The organism is Hahella sp. NBU794 (genome assembly GCF_050749805.1).
Classification (GTDB): Bacteria; Pseudomonadota; Gammaproteobacteria; order Pseudomonadales; family Oleiphilaceae; genus Hahella.
In genome coordinates, this window is the sequence record NZ_CP192738.1 from 2,341,293 (window position 1) to 2,365,913 (window position 24,621).

Here is a 24,621-nt window from a genome sequence, read left to right on the forward strand (position 1 = left end):
GGCAAAATCTCTTGCGTGACTAAATTGCGCGCACTAGTGGAATTAACCAGCAAATGTTTGGTGTAGAGTAAAAGGAAGCCCGTCGAGGCTATTTCTTTAGGAGTCTACCCAGTGCAGCCTTCACACAAAGGGCTTTTGGTGGAAACCGCCTGCAAACTGTGTCCACATGACAACTTATCTGGAAGTTCTTAATTTAAATGCCTCAGTATTCTTCTTCTTTAACAGGGCTGATTCTCTCTATCAGCCGTAATTGGCAACTCATTCGGCAAATGACAAAAAGAGAAGTTATTGGCCGATATCGGGGATCTTTTCTAGGGCTGGCTTGGTCTTTTTTTCACCCAATATTAATGCTGGTTGTCTATACATTTGTATTTTCAGTGATATTCAAAGCCAAGTGGGGGGTTGGAGGTGAAGAAAGTAAATCGCAGTTTGCGATAGTGCTTTTTGTGGGACTTATTGTTCATGGTGTATTTGCTGAAGTCATTAATCGAGCTCCAGGATTGATTCTAGGCAATGTGAACTTTGTTAAGAAGGTGGTTTTTCCTATTGAAATACTGCCAGTGGTTTGTTTATTTGCTGCACTGTTTCATTCATTGATTAGTTTTTTAGTGTTATTGATTGCGTTTGTTATTTTCAATGGGTTTATACATTGGACGGCAATCTTCGTACCTGTAATATTTTTGCCTTTCATTCTTCTTATATTAGGAGGGGCATGGATCTTGGCTTCTATAGGTGTTTTTATTAGAGACGTTGGGCAGACAATTGTTATCATTACTACGGTTTTACTTTTCCTTTCGCCTGTGTTTTTTCCTATTGATGCCTTGCCGGAAAACTATCACTCTTTAATTATGTTGAACCCTCTGACATTTATTATTGAACAGTCAAGAGGCGTTCTTATATGGGGGCATGCGCCAGATTGGGTTGGATTGGGTATCTACTCGCTTGTCTCTGTAATTCTGGCATGGGCCGGATATGCATGGTTCCAAAAGACAAGAAGAGGTTTTTCGGATGTCCTTTAGTGAAAACGAGTCTCCTTGCCGTGATAACACAGCTATTCGAATTCGAAACCTAAGCAAATGTTATCAAATCTATGATTCTCCACGAGATCGACTCAAACAGTTTGTCATTCCGAAGCTAAAACGTTTCAGTAACCAGCCGCCGGCTCGTTATTATCGCGACTTTTGGGCCCTCAGAGATGTTTCATTTGAAATTAAGAGAGGTGAGACTGTAGGGATTGTCGGGCGTAATGGCTCAGGCAAGTCCACGCTTCTGCAAGTAATTTGCGGAACACTGTCGCCGACAGAGGGAACAGTTGAGATAAATGGCCGTATTGCTGCGCTCCTGGAATTAGGGGCGGGATTTAATCCGGAGTTTACAGGGCGGGAAAACGTTTATCTCAACGCAGCGGTTCTAGGGCTGAGTCAACGCGAAGTCGATGAGCGATTTGATGATATAGCCGCATTTGCCGATATCGGGCAGTTTATAGATCAGCCAGTTAAGACATATTCCAGTGGTATGGTTGTCCGGCTTGCATTTGCTGTCGCAATTAATGTCGACCCGGAAATCTTGGTTATTGACGAAGCGTTGTCTGTTGGCGATGAACTCTTCCAACGAAAATGCTTTTCGCGAATTGAAGCTATCCGCGACAGCGGCGCCACAATTTTATTTGTTTCCCACTCAGGGAGTACAGTTGTGGAGCTGTGCGACAGAGCCATACTTATGGATTCTGGTGAGAGACTTGCGGTTGGCAAACCTAAGCAAATTATAGGGAGCTATCAGAAACTGCTTTATGCTCCCGTAGATAAACGAGAGAGTATTCGCAGCCAGTTGCTCCAGGCTAGTGAGGTTATGCCTGAACGAGTGAGCGAGGTTGATAGTCTACCTACGGGTACTAATAAGGAGCAAGACGAGGGGGGGCAGCATCTCCAGGAAAACTTTGATCCACATTTGAAGCCTGTTAGTACAATTGAATATGAGTCACGTGGCGCTACGATTGAATCAATCCAGATCTTGACCCTTACTGGGGAGCCCGTAAATGGACTTGTTCGCGGTAAGAAGTATAGATATTGCTATAACGTGAAATTTGATGTCGCCGCTACAAATGTTCGTTTTGGTATGTTGCTTAAAACAATCTCAGGGCTAGAGCTTGGAGGATCAATTTCGGCGCCATCTCTTGCTGAGTCTGTTCCGTTTATCCCACAAGGAAAAGTTGTATCTGTTGAGTTTACCTTTCATTGCTACTTAAACCCGGGCGTTTACTTCATGAATGCTGGAGTGTTAGCGGTTTGTGGTCAAGAGGAAACTTTTTTGCATAGAAAAATAGATGCAATTGCATTTCGTGTATTGCCGGAAACCTCCAGCACTGCAACCGAAATCGTTGATTTTTGCTGCACTCCACTGGTAAGTATTGATGAATGAACTATTCAATAACCTACTCGTATCATGCCCGAATCAAGGAGGCCTTTTCCTAATCCATGAGGGCATTATTCATAAATTGGATAATTTTAGCGCGACGGGATTTGCGCTAACTAGTGAAAGGTTCGCTAGAGGCCTGCAGCCCTCGTCAGTGTTGATTCATAATCACAAGAAACCTGAATCAGAGCCCGATGCTGTCATAGCTGACGACATACACGATGTGTTGATCGTGGACGACTTTATATACTTCGTAGGTACATCCGGTAACGAAATAATTAAGGTTGATGGTGACTCCATAGAAGTAGATAGATGGACCTTTGATGGCGATCTAGATTCGCTTCATATTAACTGCCTTGGGATTTGGGGTGGGCGCATTGTTTTCTCTGCATTTGGAGATTTTAAACAGCACCGCGAATATAAAGGGAAAACCAAAGATGCAGGTTATGTAAAGGACTTACTTAGTGGAAAGGAACTAATCAAAGGACTATCTCAGCCTCATAGCTTGACGCCTTTTGGTGAAAACCTATTGCTGGCGAACTCTGAGAAGAAGGAAGTAGCTGAATATAATAGCGCCGGGGAATTAGTTCGTTCAAAAGTTCTGGGGGGCTATACCCGTGGGGTATGTGTTACTGATGACAAGATATTTGTAGGCTTAAGCGCTTCCAGAAATCTCGAAGATCCTGGGGTCGGGACCGCCACGATTGTCGCTCTTGATAGGATAACGTGGGAGGAGCTGGGGCGCGTAAGTCTGCTAGCCCCAGAAATATATGAGATACAACAGATAAGCAATAAAGACTTGCTGTGTAATGCGCTTGGGAGGGTGGCGTCATACTCATCTGCAACGCTTAGTCAGTCTATTCATGATAGCGAACAGCAAGTATTAACACTTGAACAAAAGTTATCAGAGCTTGAGCAAAAGATATCAGAGCTTGGGCGAAAGATTAGCGAGCGAGATTTGGAGGCTTTGTCGTTTAAGCAGGAAATAGAAGAGCGTGACTCGGAGATAGGTCGCTTAAGCCAAGAGACAACGGCTAAACATGCTGAAATCGAGGCTCTCAGTCAGGCTATTATTGATCGAGATGAAAAGCTTGCTACATTCAGCAACGCTGCTCATGAGCACAAACAAACTATTAGTAACCTACAGCATATCATTACTCAAGTTGAGCATAGGCTGTCTGTATTTGCCGAAAAAGATAAGGGGATTGGAAAAGTGGTTTTGAGTAGACTGGAAAGCCGTAGTAAGTTGCTTTACTGGTATTGGAAGCTGTTACGGTCTCCTCTATTTGACTCTGAATGGTACTTGAAGAATTATCCTGATGTAGAGCAGAAGGGCGTTAATCCTCTTAAACACTACTTGGCGATAGGCTGGAAAGAGAGTCGGCAGCCAGGACCTTATTTTGACAGCAAGTATTACCGAGCTCGCTATCCGGATATTGCTGGCTTAGACATGCCACCTCTAGTTCATTATTGGTTGCATGGATGTTCCGAAGGGCGTCACCCCAACTCTTTGTTTGATATGGACTGGAACCGACCTGAGGAGAATATATTACTCTCCTCGGATGAAAAGGCGGATATTCTGGATGGGCAGGCGAGCACTACTAACTCACTTCTAATAAGTGTAATTATTCCAACTTATAACAGAGGTAAGCTCCTGCCCGAAATTATTGCTGCATGGCGCAAAGTAAATGCAGTGACACTGTTCCCATATGAAATTATTTTCTCTGACGATGGCTCATCTGATGGCTCAGTCGAATTTCTCGAGACGGTGAGCGGCTTGCCGCTAAAAGTGCTGCGTAATGCTCATGGAGGGGCCTCAAGTGCGAGAAATGCCGCAATTAGAGCCGCTTCAGGAGATAAATTGCTTATCATCGGAGATGATATCTTCCCTGATCCTCAAATTCTTAATATTCACGCTGAAATATGTGAGCAGCTTGGACCAAAGGTCGCCACACTGGGCGTCGTTGATTGGCATCAAGACCTAGATGTTAATCATCTGATGCATCACATTACAGAAATTGGAAATGAACAGTTCAGTTATAATCGCCTTAAAGATAACGACTTTACTGATTTTAGACACTTTTATACCTGTAATATTTGTGTTGATAGACGTTTTCTTCTTGAAGAAGATGTGATTTTTGATGAGCGATTTGACGAGTATGGTTTTGAAGACATCGAGTTGGGTTATCGGTTGGCGAAACGTGGACTCAAGTTATTTTACACCACTCGAGCGAAAGGCGATCATTATCACCCTTATGTGACATCGAAGTTCTGTAAACGCCAAATTTCAGCAGGGAAAATGGCGGTGGTATTTACAAGAATGCATTCGGGTATTGATACGCTACTGGGGGTTGCATCACTTGAGAAAAAGGCGCGTAAAAATCGCACATCGCAATACTCTCAAGAGACGTGGCAACAGAGATTGGATGCGCTTGTCAGTAGATGTGAGTATTACGAAGAGCTTATTGCAGCCACTCCTGATGATATTTCTATGGGTATTCGGAAATGCTTGAGCACTTTGTATGTGCATTTATTCCGGGCGATGTACGAATATGGGGTTATTCAAAAGCTGGGCGACTACCCTAATTCTTTGGCGATTGCCATGGAGGCGCACTTCCCGGGTGTTGGCTCAGATTATTGGGATAAGCTTGAGAAGAATGCAAAAGTGCCAGATAGCTTGTCTTCGGCCGAGCTTTACAATCTGTGTGAGGCGCTTAATACAAGAAGCGAAAGAGATCTCCACTATGGTTCAAAGCAGCGCCGGTTGTTTGATGAATTAATGCAGGCCCAGCTGCTGTTAGAGTCGCAAGTGACCTTGGTTAGTAAAATGGAGAGAGTCAGGCAATTGGCGTCTCGGGCGGTTTATCATCTTTTGAATAACCCAAAATATTTAGTCCATCGTACAAGGCAGCTAATCAGCGAAAATAAGATGGGCGATAAAACAAATGTCGTTAGTACTGATGTCACTCCTGTCATTAAGGCTATTCCTGCTCTTGTCGTTGACTCGAAACACCCGGAAACAAAGAGTTTAGTGGCGACTTTCCGGCGCACCTTTGGCGACGCTGCAAAAGTGTATGAGTTGCTGCAGGATGGAATGCTATCTCTTATCGAGGACAGTGGCGCTAGCAGTAATCCTATTGTTCCCTCGGCTGCGGATGCTACAGCATTCTTTTGGCCGACATCTTCATCTTTCACTTTCTGTCCCGATCATTTGTACTCTGCTTATGTGGCGCTTATAGAAAATAGCTTGGATCTATCTATAATTTCTAACTCTCTTACGTTAGAAGGTAGCATCTGTATTGGGAATCTGCGGGATCATATGATCTTCTCACGTGATATCGCTCATGCTGCTTTTGAAGGCAACCTTAATCAGGTTCCGCTGCGCGGGAAAATACTTCGATTATTACCGGCAAAGGGCAATGCTGTTGAAGTACGTATAAATGAAGTGCTTGATACTAGCAGTATTGAAGTGGATGCAGATGGTTTCTTTTCCAGTCAGGCGGAACCTTCTCAAGGCTTGATTCGGTACGAGTCTCAGTACTTGTCGTCACGTATAAATACAAAGCCAGTAGTCTTTGTATTCCCCATTTTTTTAGCGGTAGGTGGCGTAGAGCGTAATACCGTTGAGATTATGAGGAAGTTGAACCATCAATTTGACTTTATTGTGATAACGATGGAAAGGTTACGTCCAGAGCAAGGCAGTTTGGCCGCTCAGGCTATGGATGTCGCTGCTCAGGTGATTGAGATGGCTGAGGTTGTGCGTCATGCAGACTATTTGCGGGTCTTGACTCGATTAAAGTCGAGTTTGAAGCCTGAGTTGGTTTGGGTCTGCAATGGCTCACCTTGGTTTTGTGATAATGCCTCTTCTATTCGACGCATATTTCGCGATGTGCCAATCATCGATCAGGAAGTATATGATGTTGAGCAAGGGTGGATTAACCGTTACGGTGAGCCAGGCATCAGATCTTTTGACCACTTTATTGCTGTTAATAAGAAAATAGAGCGGCGCTTCCGTGAAGATTTTGGAGTCGACCCAAGGCAGACGCACTTAATTTATTCTGCTGTTGATACTTTACGTATTCAGCAGTTTAAACAGTCGCAACCTGATAAGGCTGAGTTGAGGAAGAAGTTTGGACTTCCTCAAGGGAAGAGAATATTTACGTTTGTAGCACGGCTTACGCAACAGAAAAGGCCTCTTGAGTTCTTAAAACTGGCAAAACTACGTGGTGGCAACCAGGACGAGTATTTTGTGTTGGTCGGTGATGGTGAGCTTGCTGATGAGGCAAATGCATTCATTGAAAAAAATGAACTGAAAAATGTAAAACGAATACCGTATGTCGAAAATACGCTTGAACTTCATGCTGTGACTGACGGAATTATATTTACCTCAGCGTATGAGGGGTTGCCAATAGCGATGATTGAGGCATTGGCAATGGGAGTTCCTGCATTTGCAACAGATGTAGGCGACATTGCAGATGTAGTGAGTGAATACTATGGCGGCGGCGTGATTTCAGTAAATTTGTCAGATATCAATATAAACTCTGAATTTGAAGATTGGCTCAAAAACCATCAGGAATATCAGGTGGAATTGAAGGCTCGAGAACAGGATATACTTGATCGTTTTTCCAGCTCGAATATAGCAAAGCAGTATGTTGAATGCTGGGATGGGGCGATTAGACAATACAAGAAAAAAGGTGTAACAGTATGAATACGCCAAAGGCCTCCCGCGTTTTGATACTCGGAGGTATGGGATTTATTGGCCAGCATTTAACTCTGGCTTGTCGCTCTGCTGGAATGATTGTCAGAGTTGCAGATATGTTTCTGCCTGCTCCAGAAGTGAGGCAAGACGGAGTTGAATACATAGATGGAGACTATAAGGACTCTGAATTTCTTCAGGGCATACTTGAGGAGGTCGACTCTGTTGTACATCTTGTTCACGATACAATGATCCTCAACCAAGAGTGTAACATGGATGTTGAGTTTGAACGTAATGTCAGGCCTGCAATGCATCTTATGGATATGTGTTGCGCGAAGAAAATTAAGAAATTCTTGTTTGTATCTTCTGGCGGTACTGTATACGGACATCGGCTGAACCATCAGCCTATTGTTGAGAGTTCAACTACAAAACCGATTTCCTTATACGGAACATCAAAGCTAATTATAGAGAACATTGGATTTCTCTATAATATCCAGAAAAATTTACCCTTTATTGTTGCGCGTCCCGGCAATGCGTATGGGCCAGGACAGAAGCCGTTTCGTGGCCAGGGCTTTGTTGCAACTGCATTTGCCTCTGCGCTGCAGGGCGAAGTATTGAATATTTTCGGTGACGGATCGGTTGTTCGAGACTATATACATGTCCGCGATCTAGCTGATGCATTGGTTGCCATACTCCGGTTTGGTAAACTCGGTGAAGCATACAATGTTGGAACATCAAAGGGTGTCGCACTGCACACTTTGTTAAATGAATACATAACTCCAATATTAGAAGACGATGGTTATAGTTTGCAGTGTCAATACACTCCTCCTCGAGGGGTGGATGTGCCATATAACGTATTATCTAATGATAAGTTACGTCGAGACACGAGCTTCGCTCCAAGTATTGAACTTCATGATGGTTTGCGCGAAACTTTAATGTGGTTAAAGAATTTTAATTTAGTGTGAGAATGCAATAGCTATGAGTCTTGTATCGGTTGTTATACCCAGCTATAACCATGCCCATTATATTAGGGAGGCGGTGGAAAGCGTTCTCTCTCAGTCTTATGCCAACTTGGAGCTGATTGTCATTGATGATGGTTCCAGCGACGCGTCACTCGACTACCTGCGTAGCGTAAATGACCCTCGATATACATTAATAGAGCAGGAAAATGCGGGCGCTCATAATGCTATTAACAAAGGATTGTCTTTGGCAAAAGGCGACTATCTTGCAATTCTAAACTCTGATGACATCTTTCATAAGGAAAGGCTTTCTGAGTGTGTGGCAAGGCTGCAGCAAGGTGTTGATTTAGTCGCAACATGGATTGAGATAATAGACAACAAAAGTAAGGTGCTTGGTGTTAAAGAAGGGTGGCGGAATATGCTGCCTTGGTCTATTAAGAAGCCGGACGCAAGGCTTATTGGCGCGGATGACTTTAAGTTAAACTTGTTGTTTTCTAACTTTGTGTCTACAACAAGTAATGTGGTTTTTTCCCGCAAAGTATATGAGACAGTCGGTGGTATGCGTAATCTAAGATTCGCACATGACTGGGATTTTTTATTAAGAGTCGCTCTGAAGTTCCGGTGTGAGCTACTGGAAAAGCCTCTTTTGAAGTACAGGATTCACTCTACAAACACTATTTCATCAAATCGTGCTTGGATGCTGTTTGAAATTTGTTGGATCTTTGCTGTTCATCTAAAGGACTTTTCAGGTGAGTTACTATTGCAGTCTACTGATTTGGACCGATTCTCCCATGGTATTGATCTGATGGCTAACTCAATTAATTTTCAGGGTAATGATAAGGTTTTTTGGATGCTTATGCAGTACATGGCGGCGCATCAGAAAACAGAAAATTTTTCACCGGAAGAAGTGCTGTTGGATCGTGAGGAATTAAGGGCTGAGTTTATTCGCTATATAAATGTATAGGGCGCTTTGTTTACTAATGGATATACAAAATATTGATGACTGTTACGACCATCATTGTTAATTACAATAGCGGAACCTTACTTTATGAATGTCTTAAACACCTGGAATCGCAGACAGTTCGTTCAGACAAAATAATTGTAGTCGATAATGGTAGCGTAGATGGTTCTCAAAATATTGCAGAGGCATTTTCTAGTGTCGATGTGCTCCTGTTGGACGAAAACCTCGGCTTTGCAGGCGGTAACAATTTAGCGCTATCAGGTGTTGATACAGAGTTTGTTGCATTGCTGAACCCTGATGCTTTCCCTGAACCCGATTGGCTGGAGAGTCTGCTAGTTGCTGCGAGTGAAAATCCTGATGTAGGTGCATTTGGATCGCGCCAGCTTTGTAGTGACGCCAACTTGATACTGGATGGAGTTGGTGATTGTTACCATATCAGTGGATTGGTTTGGCGGGATCGACATGGCGCGAAGCAGCAACCCAATGATCTGGCAACCAGAGAAATTTTTTCACCATGCGCCGCCGCAGCATTGTATCGAAGGAAAGCTTTGCATGAGATAGGTGGGTTTGATGAAGATTATTTCTGCTATGTTGAAGACGTAGATTTGGGGTTTCGTCTGCGCTTGGCCGGTTATAAGTCAATATATGTGCCAAGTGCGGTGGTTTATCATGTTGGATCTGCAACTACAGGTGGGCAACGAAGCGATTTCTCTGTTTATCATGGTCACAGAAACTTAGTGTGGACCTTTATAAAAGACATGCCATCTTATTTATTTTGGCTGCTTTTGCCTCTGCATATTTTGATGAACTTGGCGACGGTTTTGTTGTTTGCATTAAGAGGTCAAGGAAGAATTATTCTTAGGGCTAAGTGGGACGCAATAAAAGGGATACCTGTAGCCTTTGGGAAACGAAGGGCAACCCAGTCCAGTCGAGTTGCTAAGGTGGCTGATGTTTGGAGGTCTCTCGATAAGCGCTTACCTATATTAAGTAAGCTCTTCTTCGCTAAGTGTAAAAAGAGAACGATGGCTAAATAAGAGAGAGCCCCGAAGCATTAACTAAGGTATCTTTTTAAGATTTTTGCAATCCACTTCGACATTTAAAAATAGGCCTAACTATAGTTCTCGCTATAGGCCTGTATGTCAAATGACTGCATCCAAGGCGGATACTCAATGGTCTACTGCAGTAACCGCCAAGGGCGTTATTTTCAAAATTTTAAGGCTTCCTGGCCACCAACACCGCGCGGGCCGGGGCGGGGTAGCCTTCGACGGTTTTGCTGAAGTCCTCTGGGTCGAGGAAGTCTTTGAGTGACTGAAAGGTCATCCAGTCTGTCTGGCGTTGTTCTTCCAGTGAGGTGACGCCTTCATCCACAATACGAACGTCTTCGAAGCCGCAACGCTCCAGCCAGCGTTTAGTGGCCAGAGAGCTGCCGATAAACCAGACATTGCGCATCTGCGCGTAGCGGTCCAGCGGGGTCAGGATGGTGTTTTCGTCGCCAGGAATGACCAGTGTTTCCAGCACCAGTTCTCCACCCGGACGCAGGGCCGCTTTCAATTCATCTATATGATCAAACGGCGAGCGGCGATGGTACAGCACGCCCATGGAGAAGACCGTATCAAAGGCGCCCATGTTAGGAGGCAGGTCTTCTGAACGCAGCGGCAGGTAATAAACCGGCGCGGTGGGCGCGTATTTTTTAACGCAGTGGAACTGGAACAGAAACTTGGGCGAAGGGTCCACGCCGAGGACGAACTGCGCGCCTTCACCCAGCATGCGCCAGCAGTGGTAGCCGCTGCCGCAGCCAACATCCAGCACAAATCGATCTTTTAGTGGGCTTAAATGCGGGGCGACGCGCGTCCATTTCCAGTCAGAGCGCCACTCTGTGTCGATATGGTTTCCAAAGAAACTGAAGGGGCCTTTGCGCCAGGGATGCAGGCCGCGCAGTCCCTTGATGAGAGAATCCTGCGACTGAGCGTCAAGGTCTTGCGCTGCGCCAATCGTCAATGTATCGACGTCGAACTGTAACTGGCTCGCCTGCGCCGCGGGCAGCTGCTGCAAGGCGTTCCACCAGCCTTCATAGTCGCCATGGGTGCGAGAGTAATAGCGCTCATCCAACACGTGTTCGAAGTCGGGGATAAAGCGCTGCAAACGGTTTTTGTCGGCGTGGGCCAGGAAGTCGTCGAAACGGATCATTTTATTGCCAGAAAAGAGACGAAGTTAAAACATTGGAACCATAAGTAAGCCTGGCTGAACCCGGCCCTTTGCAGACGCTCAATATGCGCCTCGATGGTTTCCGGCACCAGGACATTCTCCAGGGCGCTGCGTTTTTGCGCGATTTCCAGATCACTGTAGCCCCGGGCACGTTTGAAGTCATGATGAAGATCGAACAGGGTATGCTGCTTGTCTGCATCGGCGAACTCGATTTTCTCGGACAGCACCATTGCTCCGCCAGACTTCATATTGACTGCGATGCGATGCAGCAGGTCTTCACGTTGCGCCAGAGGAATGAACTGCAACGTGAAGTTCATGACGGCGATGGAGGCATTTTCAATGGGCGTGCTCTGGATGTCCTGACAGAGTATTTCTGTGGGGATGGCGCTGGGCATGCGCTCCATGTTCACTCGACAACGCTCCACCATGGCGGCGGAGTTGTCGACGCCTATCACCTTGGGCTTGTCCTCGGACGCATTGAGGTGCTCAAGGTTACTGCGGATGGCGAGGGTGGAGGCGCCCAGGGAGCAGCCCAGGTCGTAGCAATGGGTTCCCGCCTGGGCGTAGCGCCGGGAAATAACGCCGATCATCTCCAGCATCATGGCGTAGCCGGGCACCGAGCGGTTGATCATATCAGTGAATACGTGCGCCACCCGCTCATCAAATTCGAAGGCGCCGACGGCGCCTTTGGCGTCTTGGTAGATTCGGTCTTTGCTGTCGCTCATTTTCCGCTCGCTCCTGTCAGGGCGCGCATTTTACCGCCCCGGCCCATACAGGGTCCAGTCGCCTGGGTTATTGTAAGCCCTGATGACTGGCGTATAAGGCGCTTAAACCGCAAGAGAACGCTAGACTTTGCGTCTTAACCCATCTTTAATTGGCGGTTGTGCGCCATTGGCCAAAAATTTGAGAAGCATTTATTGAAAAGATAGAGAGGATAGCGGGCAGGTTTATGACTCATTACGCCATTTCAGACTTACTCAAGAACAAAGCGGAGATCGGTAGCGAAGTCACCGTCAAAGGCTGGGTAAGGTCAAGAAGGGACTCCAAGGCGGGCGTCTCTTTTATTCACGTGCATGACGGCTCCTGCTTCGACGCGATTCAGGCGGTTGTCGCCAAAGAGCTGCCGAACTACGACGCTGACATTCTGCGTTTGACCACCGGCTGTTCCCTGATTGTCACCGGAACCCTGGTAGAGTCGCCCGGGCAAGGACAATCCTGTGAAATTCAGGCCACCTCTGTGGAAGTGGTTGGTCTGGTGGACGATCCGGAAACCTATCCGGTCGCCAAGAAAAGACACACCTTTGAATTCCTGCGCGGCGTCGCTCACCTGCGTCCGCGCACTAATGCGTTCGGCGCCGTGACCCGCGTGCGTACGGCTCTGGCTCACGCTGTGCACCATTTCTTCTATGAGCAGGGCTTTCAGTGGATCAACACGCCGATCCTGACCGCCAGCGACTGTGAAGGCGCCGGCGAGCTGTTTCGCGTCAGCACCCTGGATATGGTCAACCTGCCCAAGACGGACAGCGGCAAGATCGACTACAGCAAAGATTTCTTTGGCAAAGAGACGTTCTTGACCGTGTCCGGTCAGCTGAACGTGGAAGCCTACTGTCTGGCGATGTCCAAGGTGTATACCTTCGGCCCCACGTTCCGTGCGGAAAACTCCAACACCAGCCGTCACCTGGCGGAATTCTGGATGATCGAGCCGGAGATCGCCTTCGCGGATCTGAACGCCGATGCGGATCTGGCGGAGCGCTTCCTCAAGCACATGTTCAAGGTGGTGCTGGACGAGCGCAGCGACGACATGGCGTTCTTCGCCGAGCGCATCAATCCTGAGGTGGTTACTCGTCTGGAGAATATGGTCGACAAGGAATTCGTGCGTATCGACTACTCTGAAGCGATCAAGATTCTGCAGAACTGCGGCAAGAAATTCGAGTACCCGGTGCAGTGGGGTCTGGATCTGCAATCCGAGCATGAGCGCTATCTGGCCGAAACCCATGTGGGCGCGCCAGTGATCGTGATGAACTATCCGAAGGAAATCAAAGCGTTCTACATGCGCTTGAACGACGATGATAAGACCGTTGCGGCCATGGACGTTCTGGCTCCGGGCATCGGCGAAATCATCGGCGGCAGTCAGCGTGAAGACCGTCTGGACGTGCTGGACGCCCGCATCGGCGACATGCACCACAAAGAGGAACTGTGGTGGTATCGCGACCTGCGTCGTTACGGCAGCGTGCCCCACGCGGGCTTTGGTCTGGGCTTCGAGCGCCTGATCGCCTACGTTACCGGCATGGAAAACGTGCGTGACGTCATCCCGTTCCCGAGAACTCCGGATAACGCCCAGTTCTAAGGCGCTGGCTAAGGCGCTGGCCAAGACGTTCATATAGACGTCCCAGCCAACAAAAAAGGCCCGATACAATCGGGCCTTTTTTATGCTCGAGGCAAACAGGTTATACGCTGTCTTAGCAGCATGACGTTGTCAGAAGAGACTGGTCAGGAATCGCATCAGGTCACGCGGGACGGTGACCTCAGCCATATGCCCAAACTACGTCATATTGGCGTCAGGTATTAAAATACGCCGAAGCCTTTCAGCAGAGACACAATCGCCAACACCACCGCAACGCCGCCAATAACCATGGCCGCTGCGCCGCCGCTTTTCGGCGGCTTGACGTTCTGCAGGTTGTTGAGTTGCGTCGCCAGCGTGGTTTTCTGGCGCTCCAATTGCTCGACCCGCGTCGCCATGGCGTCGATCTCGCTTTGCTTTTCCGCCATTTGCTCGCGCAGGGCTTTGGCGATCTGTTGCACCAGATCCTGTCCCTGCTTGCTGATCTGGCCGCGCAGCAATTCTTCCACCGTGCCTTCGATGAGCGTATGCAGCTTCTTGTCGTTGAGGATGTCTTCTATGTTCAGACTGGGCGCAGGCTCGTCTCTGGTGGTGCGCTCAATCAGGGTGCGCTTGAGCTCTTCCTTGGCTGACTGCAGTTCCGCTTCCCAGGCGCTGAGCCTGTCTTCCACATTGTTGTCCATGGTGGCGGTGGCGGAGTGGGTGGCGATATCCATCACCTGGGGGCGAATACGCTCGATGAGGTCGTCCAGGTCGGGCGCTTCCGGTACAGGCTTGGCGCGCATTTCCAGGTCGTTGACGGTTTCTCTTAGCTGTACGTCCAGATCACGACGGGACTCGCTGACAGCGTCGTCAATAGAGCCGAGCAAGCGGTCTTCCAGGCTTTTCAGCTCGGCGTCCAGCAATGGCGTAAGGGTTTGTTCCACATCACGGGTAATGGTGGCGGCGAGTTGCACTTCGTCAATAGCAGGGGCGGCGGGAGCTTCTGCCGGCTCAATACTGGCGATGTGCGCCTCCAGAACCTGCTGTACGCGTTTTTCCAGTCCTGGCATCAGTTCTTCGCGCAGCTGTTCCGCCATAGCGCCGAAATCAGGTTGGGATTGCTCCGGCGTTTCAGAAGGCTGGTCACGCAGCTGCTGGATATCCTGGCGTAGAGTGCTCAGCTCGCTTTCGCTTTCTCTCAGGCGGCTTTCGAAACCATCGAAAGAAGGGAAATCGCGGCTGTTTTTCTCCAGTTTGTCGAGACGATCGACAAGGATTTCCCAGTCGGAGGCGGACACCACGGCTTGCTGAGGTTGCGGTGGGGTGTATTCCGGCATGGGGGTGGGGACGACAATCTCTGAAGAGACTTCTTCTACCGTTTCCGCCACAGGCTCCGCTTCCTGAGGTATGGCGACGGAGGTGAGGGTTCCGCTGCGTGCGGATTCAATCACCATGGCTAACTTTTCCGCTTGCGGCGGCTTGAACAGCGTGCCCGAGGCGCCGATGGCGCGGGCTTCCGCATCGTAATTATCTTTTCCTTCTTTCCCGGTGCACATGATAACGGGAATATGGGAGGTCTGAGGGTCCGCCTTGATTTTCTTGGTGGCTTCGAAGCCGTCCAACTCAGGCATCAGATGGTCCATAAAAATGATATCGGGCAGATTGGTTTTCAGCATTTCCAGAGCATGTACCCCGGATTCTGCAAGTTGAACCTGCAAATTATGCTTCTCTAACAGTCTTTGTAATGTAATACGCGCCAGTTTGGAGTCATCTACCACCAGTGCAGTTTGCAGCGACATTGCGGAACCTTTTGCAATTTAAGATACATCGATAAATCTAGCACATTCTTGAAGCTAGCCGGCAAAATCCTAGTATAGGGTTTGTTGACGTTTCTGCATCCTCTGAACGCCCTAGCCACAGGCTTTTTCAGGCGTAAAAAGGGCGATGCCGGAACCTCGACAAACACTAAGGTACGACAAAGATATATCAAATAAGACTTTCCTATCAAAAATCATAAGGTTAGATATTGTAACAGCATGTTTTTTGATCTGTTTAATGTAACTTTCGCCATTTGGTCACCTTAGCGTCATATAGCCTTTCTAGGATCGCGGCTAAAGATGATTAAAGTTAATTTTTCTATTGCTTCAGCTTTGTATTTGCATATTCAAATCAATATGTTGCGTTTGCTGGAAAAATAGATAATTACGCCGCAAGGGCTTAATCGCAAAAAAGGACATCCAGATGCAAGATTCCTTAAGAGCCGTTTTTATCTCAGATGCGCACTTGGGCTCGGCCGCCTGCCAGGCTGAGCACTTGCTGGATTTTCTCAATAAAATCAAGACAGATAGATTGTATCTGGTAGGCGATATCATCGACCTGCTGGAAATGCGACGCAAAGCCCACTTTCCCGAGACGCACCGGGCCATTCTCAGCCTGATCATGCGTAAAGCGCGGGAAGGGATGGAGGTCATTTATATCCCCGGCAACCATGATGACTTCTTCAGGCAGATGGCGGGACAGACCTTCTCCGGCGTGAAGATTCGACTTAATTGCGTCCATCGCACAGCGGATGGGCGCCGCTTCCATGTCAGTCATGGAGACGAGTTTGACCAAATCGTGCAACTGAGTCCGCTGGCGCTGCTGGTGGGAGATAAGGCCCATGGTTTAATGCTCAAGCTTAACAGCTGGCTGAACCGCACCCGCAGGGTATTCGGCTTTCCTTACTGGTCCCTGGCGGGGTATCTGAAGACCCATTTAGGACGCGCAAGGGAGTTCATTCAACGCTACGAAAATGCGGCGTTGAAGGCGGCGCGCAACCTGGAAGTGGACGGCTATATCTGTGGCCATATTCATTACGCTGCGTTTCGCCGCAAAGACGGCAGGCTCTATTGCAATGACGGCGACTGGGTGGAGCACTGCTCCGCATTGGTGGAGACCCACCAAGGACAGTTAAGGCTGCTGCACTGGTCGGAGCAGCCGCGCTGGCTGGCGGTGGAGCCGGATGCCGAACCGACCTGGATCGATGAGCCTATTCCTGGCCTGTTTCCGGTTCCTGTCAGTAGCGGGTTGTCTGGTGATAAGCAAGCGCCCAAGGCCGCCTGATACGCTGTATCGGCGTTCTCCCGAGTCCCGGTTATTCCATTATGAGCAGCCAAATCAAACAGTTGGCTGCTTGCTTCTTACAGAAATATAACGCAGCCGTCTTCTCGCCGGGCTTGAACCAATTCCCCGAAAACGTGTCTACTATCACAATATTGATCTGCTTTTAGCATCGCCATCCGCATAGATGGCGGGCGATTGTCATGACGGCGAAGTTTAGGAATATTGGGAGAGGTTAAGCATATGTTTGGAAGTCATTCACAGGATAAAGCATCCATGCCTGCGCGGGAGCAAGCGCTGCCGGGCAGAACGGAGCCCATGGAAATCGAGGGCGAGCACTTTGTCTTTGGCGTGGACATGAGAGGCCCATTTCCAGCGCAAATGCAAACAGCGGTATTCGGGCTGGGGTGTTTCTGGGGAGCGGAACGTTTGTTCTGGAAGCAGGAAGGCGTTTATAGCACCTGTGTCGGCTATGCGGGAGGCTATACGCTCAATCCTACATATAAAGAAGTCTGCACCGGGCAGACCGGTCATGCGGAAGTGGTTCAGGTCGTGTTTGACCCCGCTGTGATCAGTTATAAAAAGCTGCTGAAACTGTTTTGGGAAAATCACGATCCGACTCAGGGGATGCGTCAAGGCAACGACGTCGGCTCTCAGTATCGCTCCGCTGTCTATTACGCTAACGACGAACAGAAGCAATTGGCGGAGGCGTCGAAGGCGGAGTTCCAGCAGTCGCTGCATGACGTAAACCGTGGCGCTATCACGACGGAAATTACGCCAGCGCCAGAGTTTTATTTCGCTGAAACCTATCACCAGCAGTATCTGGCCAAGAATCCTGGTGGATATTGCGGCCTGGGTGGCACTGGGGCTTGTCTGGCCAGCGCGGACTAAGTTTTGACTGAGCCTGCGACCCTTACCGGGCTGACCTTGGTCATCCCGGAAAAGAACGACCCTGAGCGGGATTCTGTGGCGGCGGCCTGGAGCGCCGCCGGAGGCGAGGTATCCCGGCTGGGACGATTCTGGGAGCCTCCTTCCTATGATCCGGCCAAGGTGCGGGTCTATGGAAATGATACTTTTGCTCTGGTGTTGGCGCAGAAGTTGGGACTTGACCTGATTTCACCCGCAGACGACCTGTTGGTGCAATTGCCGCAACAGGCGTTGCAACGCTCGGTAACGCTGCTGCCTCTGTCAGGGGCGATGACGTTGAGTTTTCCGGCTTTCCTCAAACCTGCCGCGCCCAAGCTGTTTAAAGCCTCCGTGTATGCAACTCTGGATGATTTAGCAGCGGAAACCCGAGGCCTGGAGCCGGATACGCCGGTGCTTCACTCGGAAATCGTACAGTTCGCTTGTGAAATTCGTTGCTTTGTCTGGCGAGGAGACGTGTTAGACGCGGCGGTCTACGAAGGTGATGGAGCGCTTGATGACGGCTTGAGATTCGCCAGACAGCTTGGTCAAAGCGAACACCTCCCGACCACCTGCGTGCTCGATATCGGCTATATCCCCCAACGCGGTTGGGCGATCATCGAAGCCAACGCCGCCTGGGGCGCAGGCCTCAACGGATGCCGGGCCGAGAAAGTATTGCCTTGTATCGAGGCGGCGACCCGGAAATTGGTTACTGGCAGTTAACAGAGTACTCGCCAATCGTCAGTCTGCCTTTTAACGCTTCTGGACTGAACTGATTCAAAAACTCCGGTATTTCTTGCTGAGCAGAGACTCTATGAATGAAATCGTAGATGGCGGGCTCTAGTATCGGGCCTGAATAGAGATAACAGGTGCGATCAGAGACTACAAAGAGAGTGGAATATTTTTCCTGGAAGCCATTCAAATTAATATTATCCAGGGCGGGAGAGGCGTGAAAAGCGCGAGTGACACTCACGTTATCGCCTTCCGTATTTTTAAAGTCATTCAAGTAGGCTGCCCAGTCAGCATAAAGCTCGGACTCATTCGGTGGCGAGTCTTGCAGAAATAATTGTATTTGCCCTTTCTTATTATTGCTTTCTACCGTGTTAGTTGTTGAACAACCGGCAGATAAATAAGTAGTCAAAATTAAAGCCAGACTAATCTGTAGTCGATATTTACATCTAGCCATTTAAGGGCTCCCAAATAGAGATGATTTCTTTATTGGTGATCATCTTTTGATGCAGACTGGCGCTTGAAGCTATGGGGCTTGGCGTCAACAATGTGCTGAGAGGTCTCCGGCTCCGTTCACTAATATAAGCATTCCATCCCCCCCATTCGCTGCTTTATTGCCTTCTCCTGATTTTCTATTGTTCCTGTCGCCAAAACTTCAGGTTAAGTAATATACTTTTTTCTGTTTTGGCGAAAGCTCAATTGGGCATATTCACTCACAATAAAAAATTAGTTTCTTGTTGGGAATATCGATAAACCCTAGGATTGTCTAGTTGGCGTTCGTACAGTTATTCATAAAATTAGTTATGAAATGTAATAATGGATATAACAAGTAGAGCTAATATGATATAAGCTCACGATTTTCTGGCAGCTATTGGTAACCACCGTTATGGCCGTAAGAGCCGAGAAGAAGCAACAAGTTAATCGTAATATCTGTAACGCCGCGCTGCGTTTGTGCCGGACGAAAGGGTATTCCGGGGTGAGTCTGCGGGAGATCTGCCGGGAGGCGGGGATTGCGCCGCCGACGTTTTACAATTATTACCCGAATCTTGAAGAGCTGGGTCTGGCGATTATCGACGAGGCGGGGCTGACCTTGCGTCGTTTGATGCGGCAAACCTGGAAAGAGGTGGATGTGCGGGAAGGGGTGGTGCGTCGTACGATTCGCGTCTTTGGGCGCTATTTGGAAGAGAATGGCGACTTATTTCATTTCGTCGCGGCGGAACGAGTCGGGCGCGTGCAGGCGTTTCGGGATGCGATTGAGCGTGAGGTGAAGCATGTGGTGGAAGCCATGGCCAAGCCGCTTGCGGAGGTGGGAGCGGCGACGGACAGGCCGGTCGCGCATCCGCTTTATCTCTCTGAAATGCTGGTTAATTGCGCGTTTCAGGCGGGGGTTGAAAGCCTGTCCGCCAATACGGAAAAACGTAATGAAATCATCGAGCGCACGATCATTCAGGCGCGTATGGCTATTTATGGTTCGGAAGCCATGGCGAAAGGCGCTGTGGCGTCAGTTTCTGCGGAGTAATTCGCCGGTTTACGGCAGTGCTAGAAGTAATTCCTAACAACTGTTCGTATCGGCGAAATCCCTGTCGACGGTGCAAAAATTGCGCACAAATTCAATGTTAGGCCAAACTTAAGCGCATTTAATGTGTTTTTTGTGCCGAATATCTCGCTTGTGGAAATATATCTCATTCCTCTTCTTGTTTAAAAATTAACAAGTGTTAGTTTTATTTTGTCGAACAAAGACTCTCGCAGCGAGCGCGAGCGTCAGCCCTTGTTCGACAGCAGTAAGCATAGTTGGAAGTGCAGTACTGAATGAATAAGAATAAAGAGGAACGGAGATGGACCTTATACCCAAAGGAACGTGGAGAACTCTGTTGTGTCTGCTGCCTGCGTTGGGCCATCCTGTCGCCCATAGTGAGCTGAAGCCGATGGCGGATCAGGAGATGGGCGAAATTTCCGCCCAGTCCGCACTGGAGTTTTCCGCAACGGACATCAATTACAACCTCAGCCAGTTGACCGGCATCGAGTTCATCAAAAATCCCGGTATTGGATTTACCCGGGTGGAACAGCGCACGCAAACTGAGTCCGTGGACGCCACGGTGTACCGGCTTCAGCTGAATGGTTCCGGTGAATTGCACGCCTTCGCAGAAGAGCTGACCCTCGGCGACTATGGCGGCGCCAATAACTCCATTTATAAAGACGAAAATGGCCAGGGCGTGCCCGACGTGGCGTTGAGGAACTTCGGTTTTGGCAAATCGGCGCAAGATCCTTTCGTGTTTGAAGACCCCTATCTGGAAATTCAGAAGCAGCATCATGCTGACGGCACAGACACCATACGCGGCATTCGTTTTGGTTTCGGCAGAGTCGACGGCTCGACGCCGGTGACCATCGATTCCATCTCCGGTTACATCCCGGCATTGAGCATCATGGCGGATCTGGGAGGGCTAGTGCGCTCACAGATATATGGCAGCGGCACCAAAGACACCTTCGTCAACATTATCGGATACATGCCAGATGGCTCCGGAAACTACCCGCAAACGCCAGCGCCTGGCGAGTGGGTGTGCAATGGCGGCATGTGTGGTTTTACTCCAGACAATGTGGGCCTGACTGGCAACGCTGGCATTGGTTACAGCTACGGCGGGAAGGAGTTGAATCTTTCGAATGTGACCAGCCTCGACTATCACAATGTCAAAAACTTCTATATTTCCTTTGTACAGGGCGCGGGCAATCTGATGTCGAATCAGAATGGTTCGATCAACGGAGCCATGTGGTCGCAGCATCTTGAAGGGATTATTCCTGATTCCCGGCCGGATTTGCCGGGCTGGAACTTCGGCATTCCTTTCAACGACCCCAACCATCCAACAGACGGTTATCTGGAAGCGCATACCGACGTTGGGCCGACGTTGCAGCAGATCTTTTTCGGCGTCGGGGATGACAATCCGCGCATGGGATATCAGAACAACAAGTTGTTTTAAACGGCGATGAACTGTATCGGGAGGGAACCATGAAACATCCGCAACCAGTGCTGGCGCTCTGTTGCCTGACGCTCAGCGCCGCGGCTACGGCGATGGAGGCGTTGACCGATGAGGAGCTGGGGCAAGTGGACGGTCGCAGCGGGTTCAGTTTCGCTTTCGATAACGTCAAGTTCAAAGGGATGGCGATAGACGGCGCGGAAGCGGGCAGCATCAATATCATTGCTGCGGACGGCTCCAGCCTGGGTTTGAAAGAGTTCCAGCTTTCCGCTGACGCGATCGGCACATTTGAGTCACCGTTGACCTTCAGTCTGGTGGAGATGGACGGTTCTCTGGTGAATAACTCGGGCGCCGGGCTTCCCATGCTGCGTATCGGGCTGCCTGGAATGGAAGGCTGGCGCAATCTGGACGTGCGCTTCAATGAGGCGTTCGGCAACCCGGACGTCCCTAATCCCAATAACCCCAATATCCGCGCTGGTGGAACGCCGTCGGAGCACACCATGCTGGGGAGCGTGTCGATGAATGACATTTCCATTCTCGGCAGCGTGGCCTATAGCGGGATTCCTGAGGGCTATAAGATAGAAAGCACTCGCGTCGATGACGGTAGTCGCGGCGCGGATTCGCGTCAGGGAATGCTGCTCAATGTGGACATCAATGAGCTTTTGATCCCCGAGTGGCTGGTCGAATCTCAGATTGGCGATGGCGTGTTTGATCCCGCCACGGATTTCATTCTCTACAATTTCAGGTTGGAAAATCTACACCTGCACTCCGCCACCTTTGAAGCCGCGCCCAACGGCTTGCGCTTCGCCTACTCCGACCCGCAGCCTTTTACGGAAGACGGCGGCATCATCCCGTCGGGAGGAGGGCTGCCGGATACCCAGCATCCAGATTACGATCCCAATTTCCCTAAAGTGGACCTCACATTCCAGGCGCAGATGACGCAATCGAAGCTGAATGAATCCCGCATCCACGGCGTCACCCTGGATCATCTTATATTCAACGTGCGCAACTAGGCGGAGTGTCAATGACACAGCACAAACCAGTCACTGATAAACGTCTTCTGAATCGCGCGATGCTGGTGTGTCTGGCGCTAAGCGTCTCCGACATGGCCGTCTCGGAATTACGCGATATGGAAGAGGGAGAGCTGTCGCAAGTAACGGCGCAAAGCGGCTTGATCATCGAGATACCCCGGGTGCGCATCAACGCCCACGATGGCGGTCTGGACGACCCCGGCACGCCGCAGGATGAAAGCGACGGTCGCCGCACCCGAGGGTTTCGCTACAACTACATCACCACTGAGCATGACGGCGGCGCCCAGACCTACTATTTCACCGATGAAATCTCCATCGCCATGGATATAGAAGGTCCTCTGAAACTGGATGTGGACGATGGCGGCCACATGATTCTGCAATTGCCTGAGCGGGTCAATTTCGTCGGCGATGGTTACAGCATGAAAGGCATTTATCTCAACAATACTGGCGACCCGGCCAGCGGTGGCAAATTACTCAACGAGATCAACATTCAGGGTAACTTTGAAACCGGCGGCCAGGTGTTTGTGTGGGGATATGACCCCTAGGCGGAAGCGCCGTTCCATTTAACCAATGTGTGGTCTTCGCCTTGTAGCTCTTCTTTACTAGCTTGTCCTCGGCGCTTTTTTCCATTCCAAGAACCGCCTTGCAAGCATCCAGAAACCTATTCTTGATTGTCAGAGCGCACCCACGTCCCTTCTGGCACTGACAATTGCAGCATGATTATTGGCATGAAAGTGACCGGCTTGCGCTAACGCCTGCAAGTCGCCTTCTACTATCTTCGTATTTTGTGAAAACACGCTGGAATGATTGATTTTGTAGAATTCTCACTAGAACTAAAATTAGTATTTTTAGAAAAGTTTGTTTGTTGTGTACAATACTTTGATGTCTTTTTATTAAATAGTTTCTTATTGAAGAGCTTCCTTGTGGGAAAATATGTGTTATGAATATTAAATCTCGATGAGGAAAATAAAATATTATTTTTTAATGAATTATGTGCGCCTGCTGCACGGAAGAGTGTATAAAAATGAAGATGATAGTGTTTATCCTTTTACTGGTAGGGGGCTCGCAATACGCTCACTCTGAATGCTCTAACTACAAAGGAAAAAGATGCATAAAACTGTGTAACGATACTTATGAAACGGTTTATTGGGCAAGGGAGTATGATCATGTGGGGCCGGGGGAGAAGAAAATAGGAGTGTCTACTGGGTGGGAGGCGCTTCAACCTATGAGCTGTTATAACGACATTCCCATTGTTGATTTTTCTTGGCAAGGTGGGACTTTGCCAGGAAATAGGTTCATTTTCATGACAAAGGACAGAAAATGGGAGTGGTTTGAAGGGGATGGACGAGGATATGTGTGTGCTTGGCTTAGAAGTACCACTGAATTTAACCTAACCCATGGGCAGCATAGAGATAACTCACCTTATTATCCTGAGTGTAACCTAGTCGATGGTTATAAGGCTGTGCCAGGATACACAATTAACGCCGGTGGCATTTTTCGAGTGAGAGAGAGTAATGCTTCCAAAAAGCCGTCTCTAGAGAAAATACTTGACGGTGTTCGGGAGTATTATGTAGGCATCGGAAAAAAATATAGAAAAGAAGGTAGGAAGTATGCCGAAGTTAGCAAGCTTGGCTATGACAAATACTATAATATTGCGAAGGATTATAAGGAAGCTATGGATGCTATAGATATCGTCGCTAGGGCAGATAGATCTCTTAAGAAAATAGAGGGTATGATAGAGGGGTATTATGGATATACAGGCGAATCTGTTAATGTAAGAATAAAGTTTGTTACACATAAAGTGGAAAGTTATATAAATGAAAAAATAAGAATACCGTCGGAGTATCTAGAGCCTACAATAGCAGGTCCTTCAGAAATTGATGGTGAAATAGCAACAAGGTCTTTTCTGCTCATTAGTATGAGAGGTCATAATGTTGCGATGCCTGATCCACTCGAAAAGCTGGTAGGCCTTCAAGAGCAACCTGATGGAGTATCTGTTTATTTATTTACCTCAGGAGGTTTCATTACGCTGGAAAATCTTGAGAAAGCTGTTAGCGAGCTTTTATGTGAGAATCCTAAGGACCGTGATTTACTTGCATTTAAGAGAAACTTGACCAGCGCCGGTCTGGTCGATTTTAGTAAAGATTACTCATGTCGTTCAAGCCAGATGAAAGAAATAGGTTAATTGTAAATATGAATTGCGCCTTGGCGATGTCTACAGCATGAAAGGTATTTATCTCAACAATACTGGCGACCCGGCCAGCGGTGGTACGCTGCTTCACGAGATCAACATTCAGGGTAACTTTGAAACCGGTGGTCAGGTGTTTGTGTGGA

19 protein-coding genes are annotated in these 24,621 nt (G+C 48.6%); 15 read left to right on the forward strand and 4 right to left on the reverse strand.

The genetic code is table 11. The features are described from left to right. The first annotated feature begins 197 nt into the window (after positions 1–197). The 6 genes from ACQYWX_RS10475 to ACQYWX_RS10500 are packed head-to-tail and all read left to right on the forward strand — an operon-like array spanning position 198 to position 10,062. Positions 198–1,019: an ABC transporter permease gene (locus tag ACQYWX_RS10475; RefSeq protein WP_216739089.1), complete on the forward strand. Its 822-nt coding sequence runs from the start codon at positions 198–200 to the stop codon at positions 1,017–1,019. Further along, positions 1,009–2,418 (forward strand): ABC transporter ATP-binding protein, encoded by a 1,410-nt coding sequence (locus tag ACQYWX_RS10480; RefSeq protein WP_431688713.1) that lies wholly within the window; start codon positions 1,009–1,011, stop codon positions 2,416–2,418. The genes ACQYWX_RS10475 and ACQYWX_RS10480 overlap by 11 nt, the downstream gene beginning before the upstream one ends. Next, positions 2,411–7,120, forward strand: a complete 4,710-nt coding sequence (locus ACQYWX_RS10485; RefSeq protein ID WP_431688714.1) for a glycosyltransferase — start codon at positions 2,411–2,413, stop codon at positions 7,118–7,120. Before ACQYWX_RS10480 ends, ACQYWX_RS10485 begins: the two co-directional genes overlap by 8 nt. Next, the gene (locus ACQYWX_RS10490; protein WP_431688715.1) at positions 7,117–8,073 is read left to right on the forward strand and encodes an NAD-dependent epimerase/dehydratase family protein; all 957 of its coding nucleotides are present in this window, start codon (positions 7,117–7,119) and stop codon (positions 8,071–8,073) included. Before ACQYWX_RS10485 ends, ACQYWX_RS10490 begins: the two co-directional genes overlap by 4 nt. Before the next feature lie 13 nt (positions 8,074–8,086). Then, positions 8,087–9,031: a glycosyltransferase gene (locus tag ACQYWX_RS10495; protein ID WP_431688716.1), complete on the forward strand. Its 945-nt coding sequence runs from the start codon at positions 8,087–8,089 to the stop codon at positions 9,029–9,031. A 35-nt stretch (positions 9,032–9,066) separates the two neighbouring features. Beyond that, on the forward strand, positions 9,067–10,062 hold the full coding sequence (locus ACQYWX_RS10500; RefSeq protein ID WP_216739094.1) for a glycosyltransferase family 2 protein: 996 nt from the start codon (positions 9,067–9,069) through the stop codon (positions 10,060–10,062). A 178-nt stretch (positions 10,063–10,240) separates the two neighbouring features. Here the strand turns inward: ACQYWX_RS10500 and cmoB are convergent, their stop codons facing one another. Both cmoB and cmoA read right to left on the reverse strand, forming a co-directional pair. After that, positions 10,241–11,215 carry a tRNA 5-methoxyuridine(34)/uridine 5-oxyacetic acid(34) synthase CmoB gene (gene cmoB / locus ACQYWX_RS10505; RefSeq protein WP_431688717.1) on the reverse strand — a complete coding sequence of 325 codons (975 nt, stop codon included), beginning with the start codon at positions 11,213–11,215 and terminating at the stop codon, positions 10,241–10,243. After that, positions 11,212–11,958, reverse strand: a complete 747-nt coding sequence (gene cmoA / locus ACQYWX_RS10510; protein WP_431688718.1) for a carboxy-S-adenosyl-L-methionine synthase CmoA — start codon at positions 11,956–11,958, stop codon at positions 11,212–11,214. The genes cmoB and cmoA overlap by 4 nt, the downstream gene beginning before the upstream one ends. A 224-nt stretch (positions 11,959–12,182) precedes the next feature. Here cmoA and asnS point away from each other — a divergent pair, with 224 nt between their 5' ends. Beyond that, positions 12,183–13,580 carry an asparagine--tRNA ligase gene (gene asnS, locus ACQYWX_RS10515; RefSeq protein ID WP_216739097.1) on the forward strand — a complete coding sequence of 466 codons (1,398 nt, stop codon included), beginning with the start codon at positions 12,183–12,185 and terminating at the stop codon, positions 13,578–13,580. A gap of 218 nt (positions 13,581–13,798) precedes the next feature. On the opposite strand, the gene ACQYWX_RS10520 is transcribed toward asnS, so the two are convergent. Continuing rightward, on the reverse strand, positions 13,799–15,355 hold the full coding sequence (locus ACQYWX_RS10520; RefSeq protein ID WP_431688719.1) for a response regulator: 1,557 nt from the start codon (positions 15,353–15,355) through the stop codon (positions 13,799–13,801). 442 nt (positions 15,356–15,797) lie between these two features. Here ACQYWX_RS10520 and ACQYWX_RS10525 point away from each other — a divergent pair, with 442 nt between their 5' ends. From ACQYWX_RS10525 to ACQYWX_RS10535, 3 genes are all read left to right on the forward strand, one after another. Continuing rightward, positions 15,798–16,658, forward strand: coding sequence for a UDP-2,3-diacylglucosamine diphosphatase (locus ACQYWX_RS10525; RefSeq protein WP_431688720.1), 861 nt, complete (start codon positions 15,798–15,800; stop codon positions 16,656–16,658). A 240-nt stretch (positions 16,659–16,898) separates the two neighbouring features. Continuing rightward, positions 16,899–17,546: a peptide-methionine (S)-S-oxide reductase MsrA gene (gene msrA, locus ACQYWX_RS10530; protein ID WP_431688721.1), complete on the forward strand. Its 648-nt coding sequence runs from the start codon at positions 16,899–16,901 to the stop codon at positions 17,544–17,546. 3 nt (positions 17,547–17,549) lie between these two features. Next, on the forward strand, positions 17,550–18,281 hold the full coding sequence (locus ACQYWX_RS10535) for an ATP-grasp domain-containing protein (protein ID WP_431688722.1): 732 nt from the start codon (positions 17,550–17,552) through the stop codon (positions 18,279–18,281). On the opposite strand, the gene ACQYWX_RS10540 is transcribed toward ACQYWX_RS10535, so the two are convergent. Beyond that, entirely contained in the window at positions 18,268–18,744 is a 477-nt protein-coding gene (locus ACQYWX_RS10540) for a hypothetical protein (RefSeq protein WP_431688723.1), read from the reverse strand. The two genes, ACQYWX_RS10535 and ACQYWX_RS10540, sit on opposite strands and share 14 nt — an antisense overlap. A 429-nt stretch (positions 18,745–19,173) precedes the next feature. Between ACQYWX_RS10540 and fabR the strand changes: the two genes are divergently transcribed. The 5 genes from fabR to ACQYWX_RS10565 all read left to right on the forward strand — a co-directional run bounded on the left by fabR (position 19,174) and on the right by ACQYWX_RS10565 (position 24,472). After that, on the forward strand, positions 19,174–19,806 hold the full coding sequence (gene fabR, locus ACQYWX_RS10545) for an HTH-type transcriptional repressor FabR (protein ID WP_216739103.1): 633 nt from the start codon (positions 19,174–19,176) through the stop codon (positions 19,804–19,806). Between the two features lie 316 nt (positions 19,807–20,122). Beyond that, positions 20,123–21,259, forward strand: coding sequence for a hypothetical protein (locus ACQYWX_RS10550; RefSeq protein WP_279508127.1), 1,137 nt, complete (start codon positions 20,123–20,125; stop codon positions 21,257–21,259). Between the two features lie 29 nt (positions 21,260–21,288). Next, a complete protein-coding gene (locus ACQYWX_RS10555; RefSeq protein ID WP_431688724.1) occupies positions 21,289–22,269 on the forward strand; it encodes a hypothetical protein in 981 nt (326 codons plus the stop codon). Positions 22,270–22,280: 11 nt separating this feature from the next. Next, on the forward strand, positions 22,281–22,832 hold the full coding sequence (locus tag ACQYWX_RS10560) for a DUF6160 family protein (RefSeq protein WP_431688725.1): 552 nt from the start codon (positions 22,281–22,283) through the stop codon (positions 22,830–22,832). A gap of 479 nt (positions 22,833–23,311) precedes the next feature. Then, positions 23,312–24,472: a hypothetical protein gene (locus ACQYWX_RS10565; RefSeq protein WP_431688726.1), complete on the forward strand. Its 1,161-nt coding sequence runs from the start codon at positions 23,312–23,314 to the stop codon at positions 24,470–24,472. The last annotated feature ends 149 nt before the right edge of the window (positions 24,473–24,621 follow it).

Excerpts from the sequence above, each read along its gene's own strand:
- ACQYWX_RS10475 (WP_216739089.1), top strand. The coding sequence starts at position 198 with ATGCCTCAGTATTCTTCTTCTTTAACAGGGCTGATTCTCTCTATCAGC.
- ACQYWX_RS10480 (WP_431688713.1), top strand. The coding sequence starts at position 1,009 with ATGTCCTTTAGTGAAAACGAGTCTCCTTGCCGTGATAACACAGCTATT.
- ACQYWX_RS10485 (WP_431688714.1), top strand. The coding sequence starts at position 2,411 with ATGAATGAACTATTCAATAACCTACTCGTATCATGCCCGAATCAAGGA.
- ACQYWX_RS10490 (WP_431688715.1), top strand. The coding sequence starts at position 7,117 with ATGAATACGCCAAAGGCCTCCCGCGTTTTGATACTCGGAGGTATGGGA.
- ACQYWX_RS10495 (WP_431688716.1), top strand. The coding sequence starts at position 8,087 with ATGAGTCTTGTATCGGTTGTTATACCCAGCTATAACCATGCCCATTAT.
- ACQYWX_RS10500 (WP_216739094.1), top strand. The coding sequence starts at position 9,067 with ATGACTGTTACGACCATCATTGTTAATTACAATAGCGGAACCTTACTT.
- cmoB (WP_431688717.1), bottom strand. The coding sequence starts at position 11,215 with ATGATCCGTTTCGACGACTTCCTGGCCCACGCCGACAAAAACCGTTTG.
- cmoA (WP_431688718.1), bottom strand. The coding sequence starts at position 11,958 with ATGAGCGACAGCAAAGACCGAATCTACCAAGACGCCAAAGGCGCCGTC.
- asnS (WP_216739097.1), top strand. The coding sequence starts at position 12,183 with ATGACTCATTACGCCATTTCAGACTTACTCAAGAACAAAGCGGAGATC.
- ACQYWX_RS10520 (WP_431688719.1), bottom strand. The coding sequence starts at position 15,355 with ATGTCGCTGCAAACTGCACTGGTGGTAGATGACTCCAAACTGGCGCGT.
- ACQYWX_RS10525 (WP_431688720.1), top strand. The coding sequence starts at position 15,798 with ATGCAAGATTCCTTAAGAGCCGTTTTTATCTCAGATGCGCACTTGGGC.
- msrA (WP_431688721.1), top strand. The coding sequence starts at position 16,899 with ATGTTTGGAAGTCATTCACAGGATAAAGCATCCATGCCTGCGCGGGAG.
- ACQYWX_RS10540 (WP_431688723.1), bottom strand. The coding sequence starts at position 18,744 with ATGGCTAGATGTAAATATCGACTACAGATTAGTCTGGCTTTAATTTTG.
- fabR (WP_216739103.1), top strand. The coding sequence starts at position 19,174 with ATGGCCGTAAGAGCCGAGAAGAAGCAACAAGTTAATCGTAATATCTGT.
- ACQYWX_RS10550 (WP_279508127.1), top strand. The coding sequence starts at position 20,123 with ATGGACCTTATACCCAAAGGAACGTGGAGAACTCTGTTGTGTCTGCTG.
- ACQYWX_RS10555 (WP_431688724.1), top strand. The coding sequence starts at position 21,289 with ATGAAACATCCGCAACCAGTGCTGGCGCTCTGTTGCCTGACGCTCAGC.
- ACQYWX_RS10560 (WP_431688725.1), top strand. The coding sequence starts at position 22,281 with ATGACACAGCACAAACCAGTCACTGATAAACGTCTTCTGAATCGCGCG.
- ACQYWX_RS10565 (WP_431688726.1), top strand. The coding sequence starts at position 23,312 with ATGAAGATGATAGTGTTTATCCTTTTACTGGTAGGGGGCTCGCAATAC.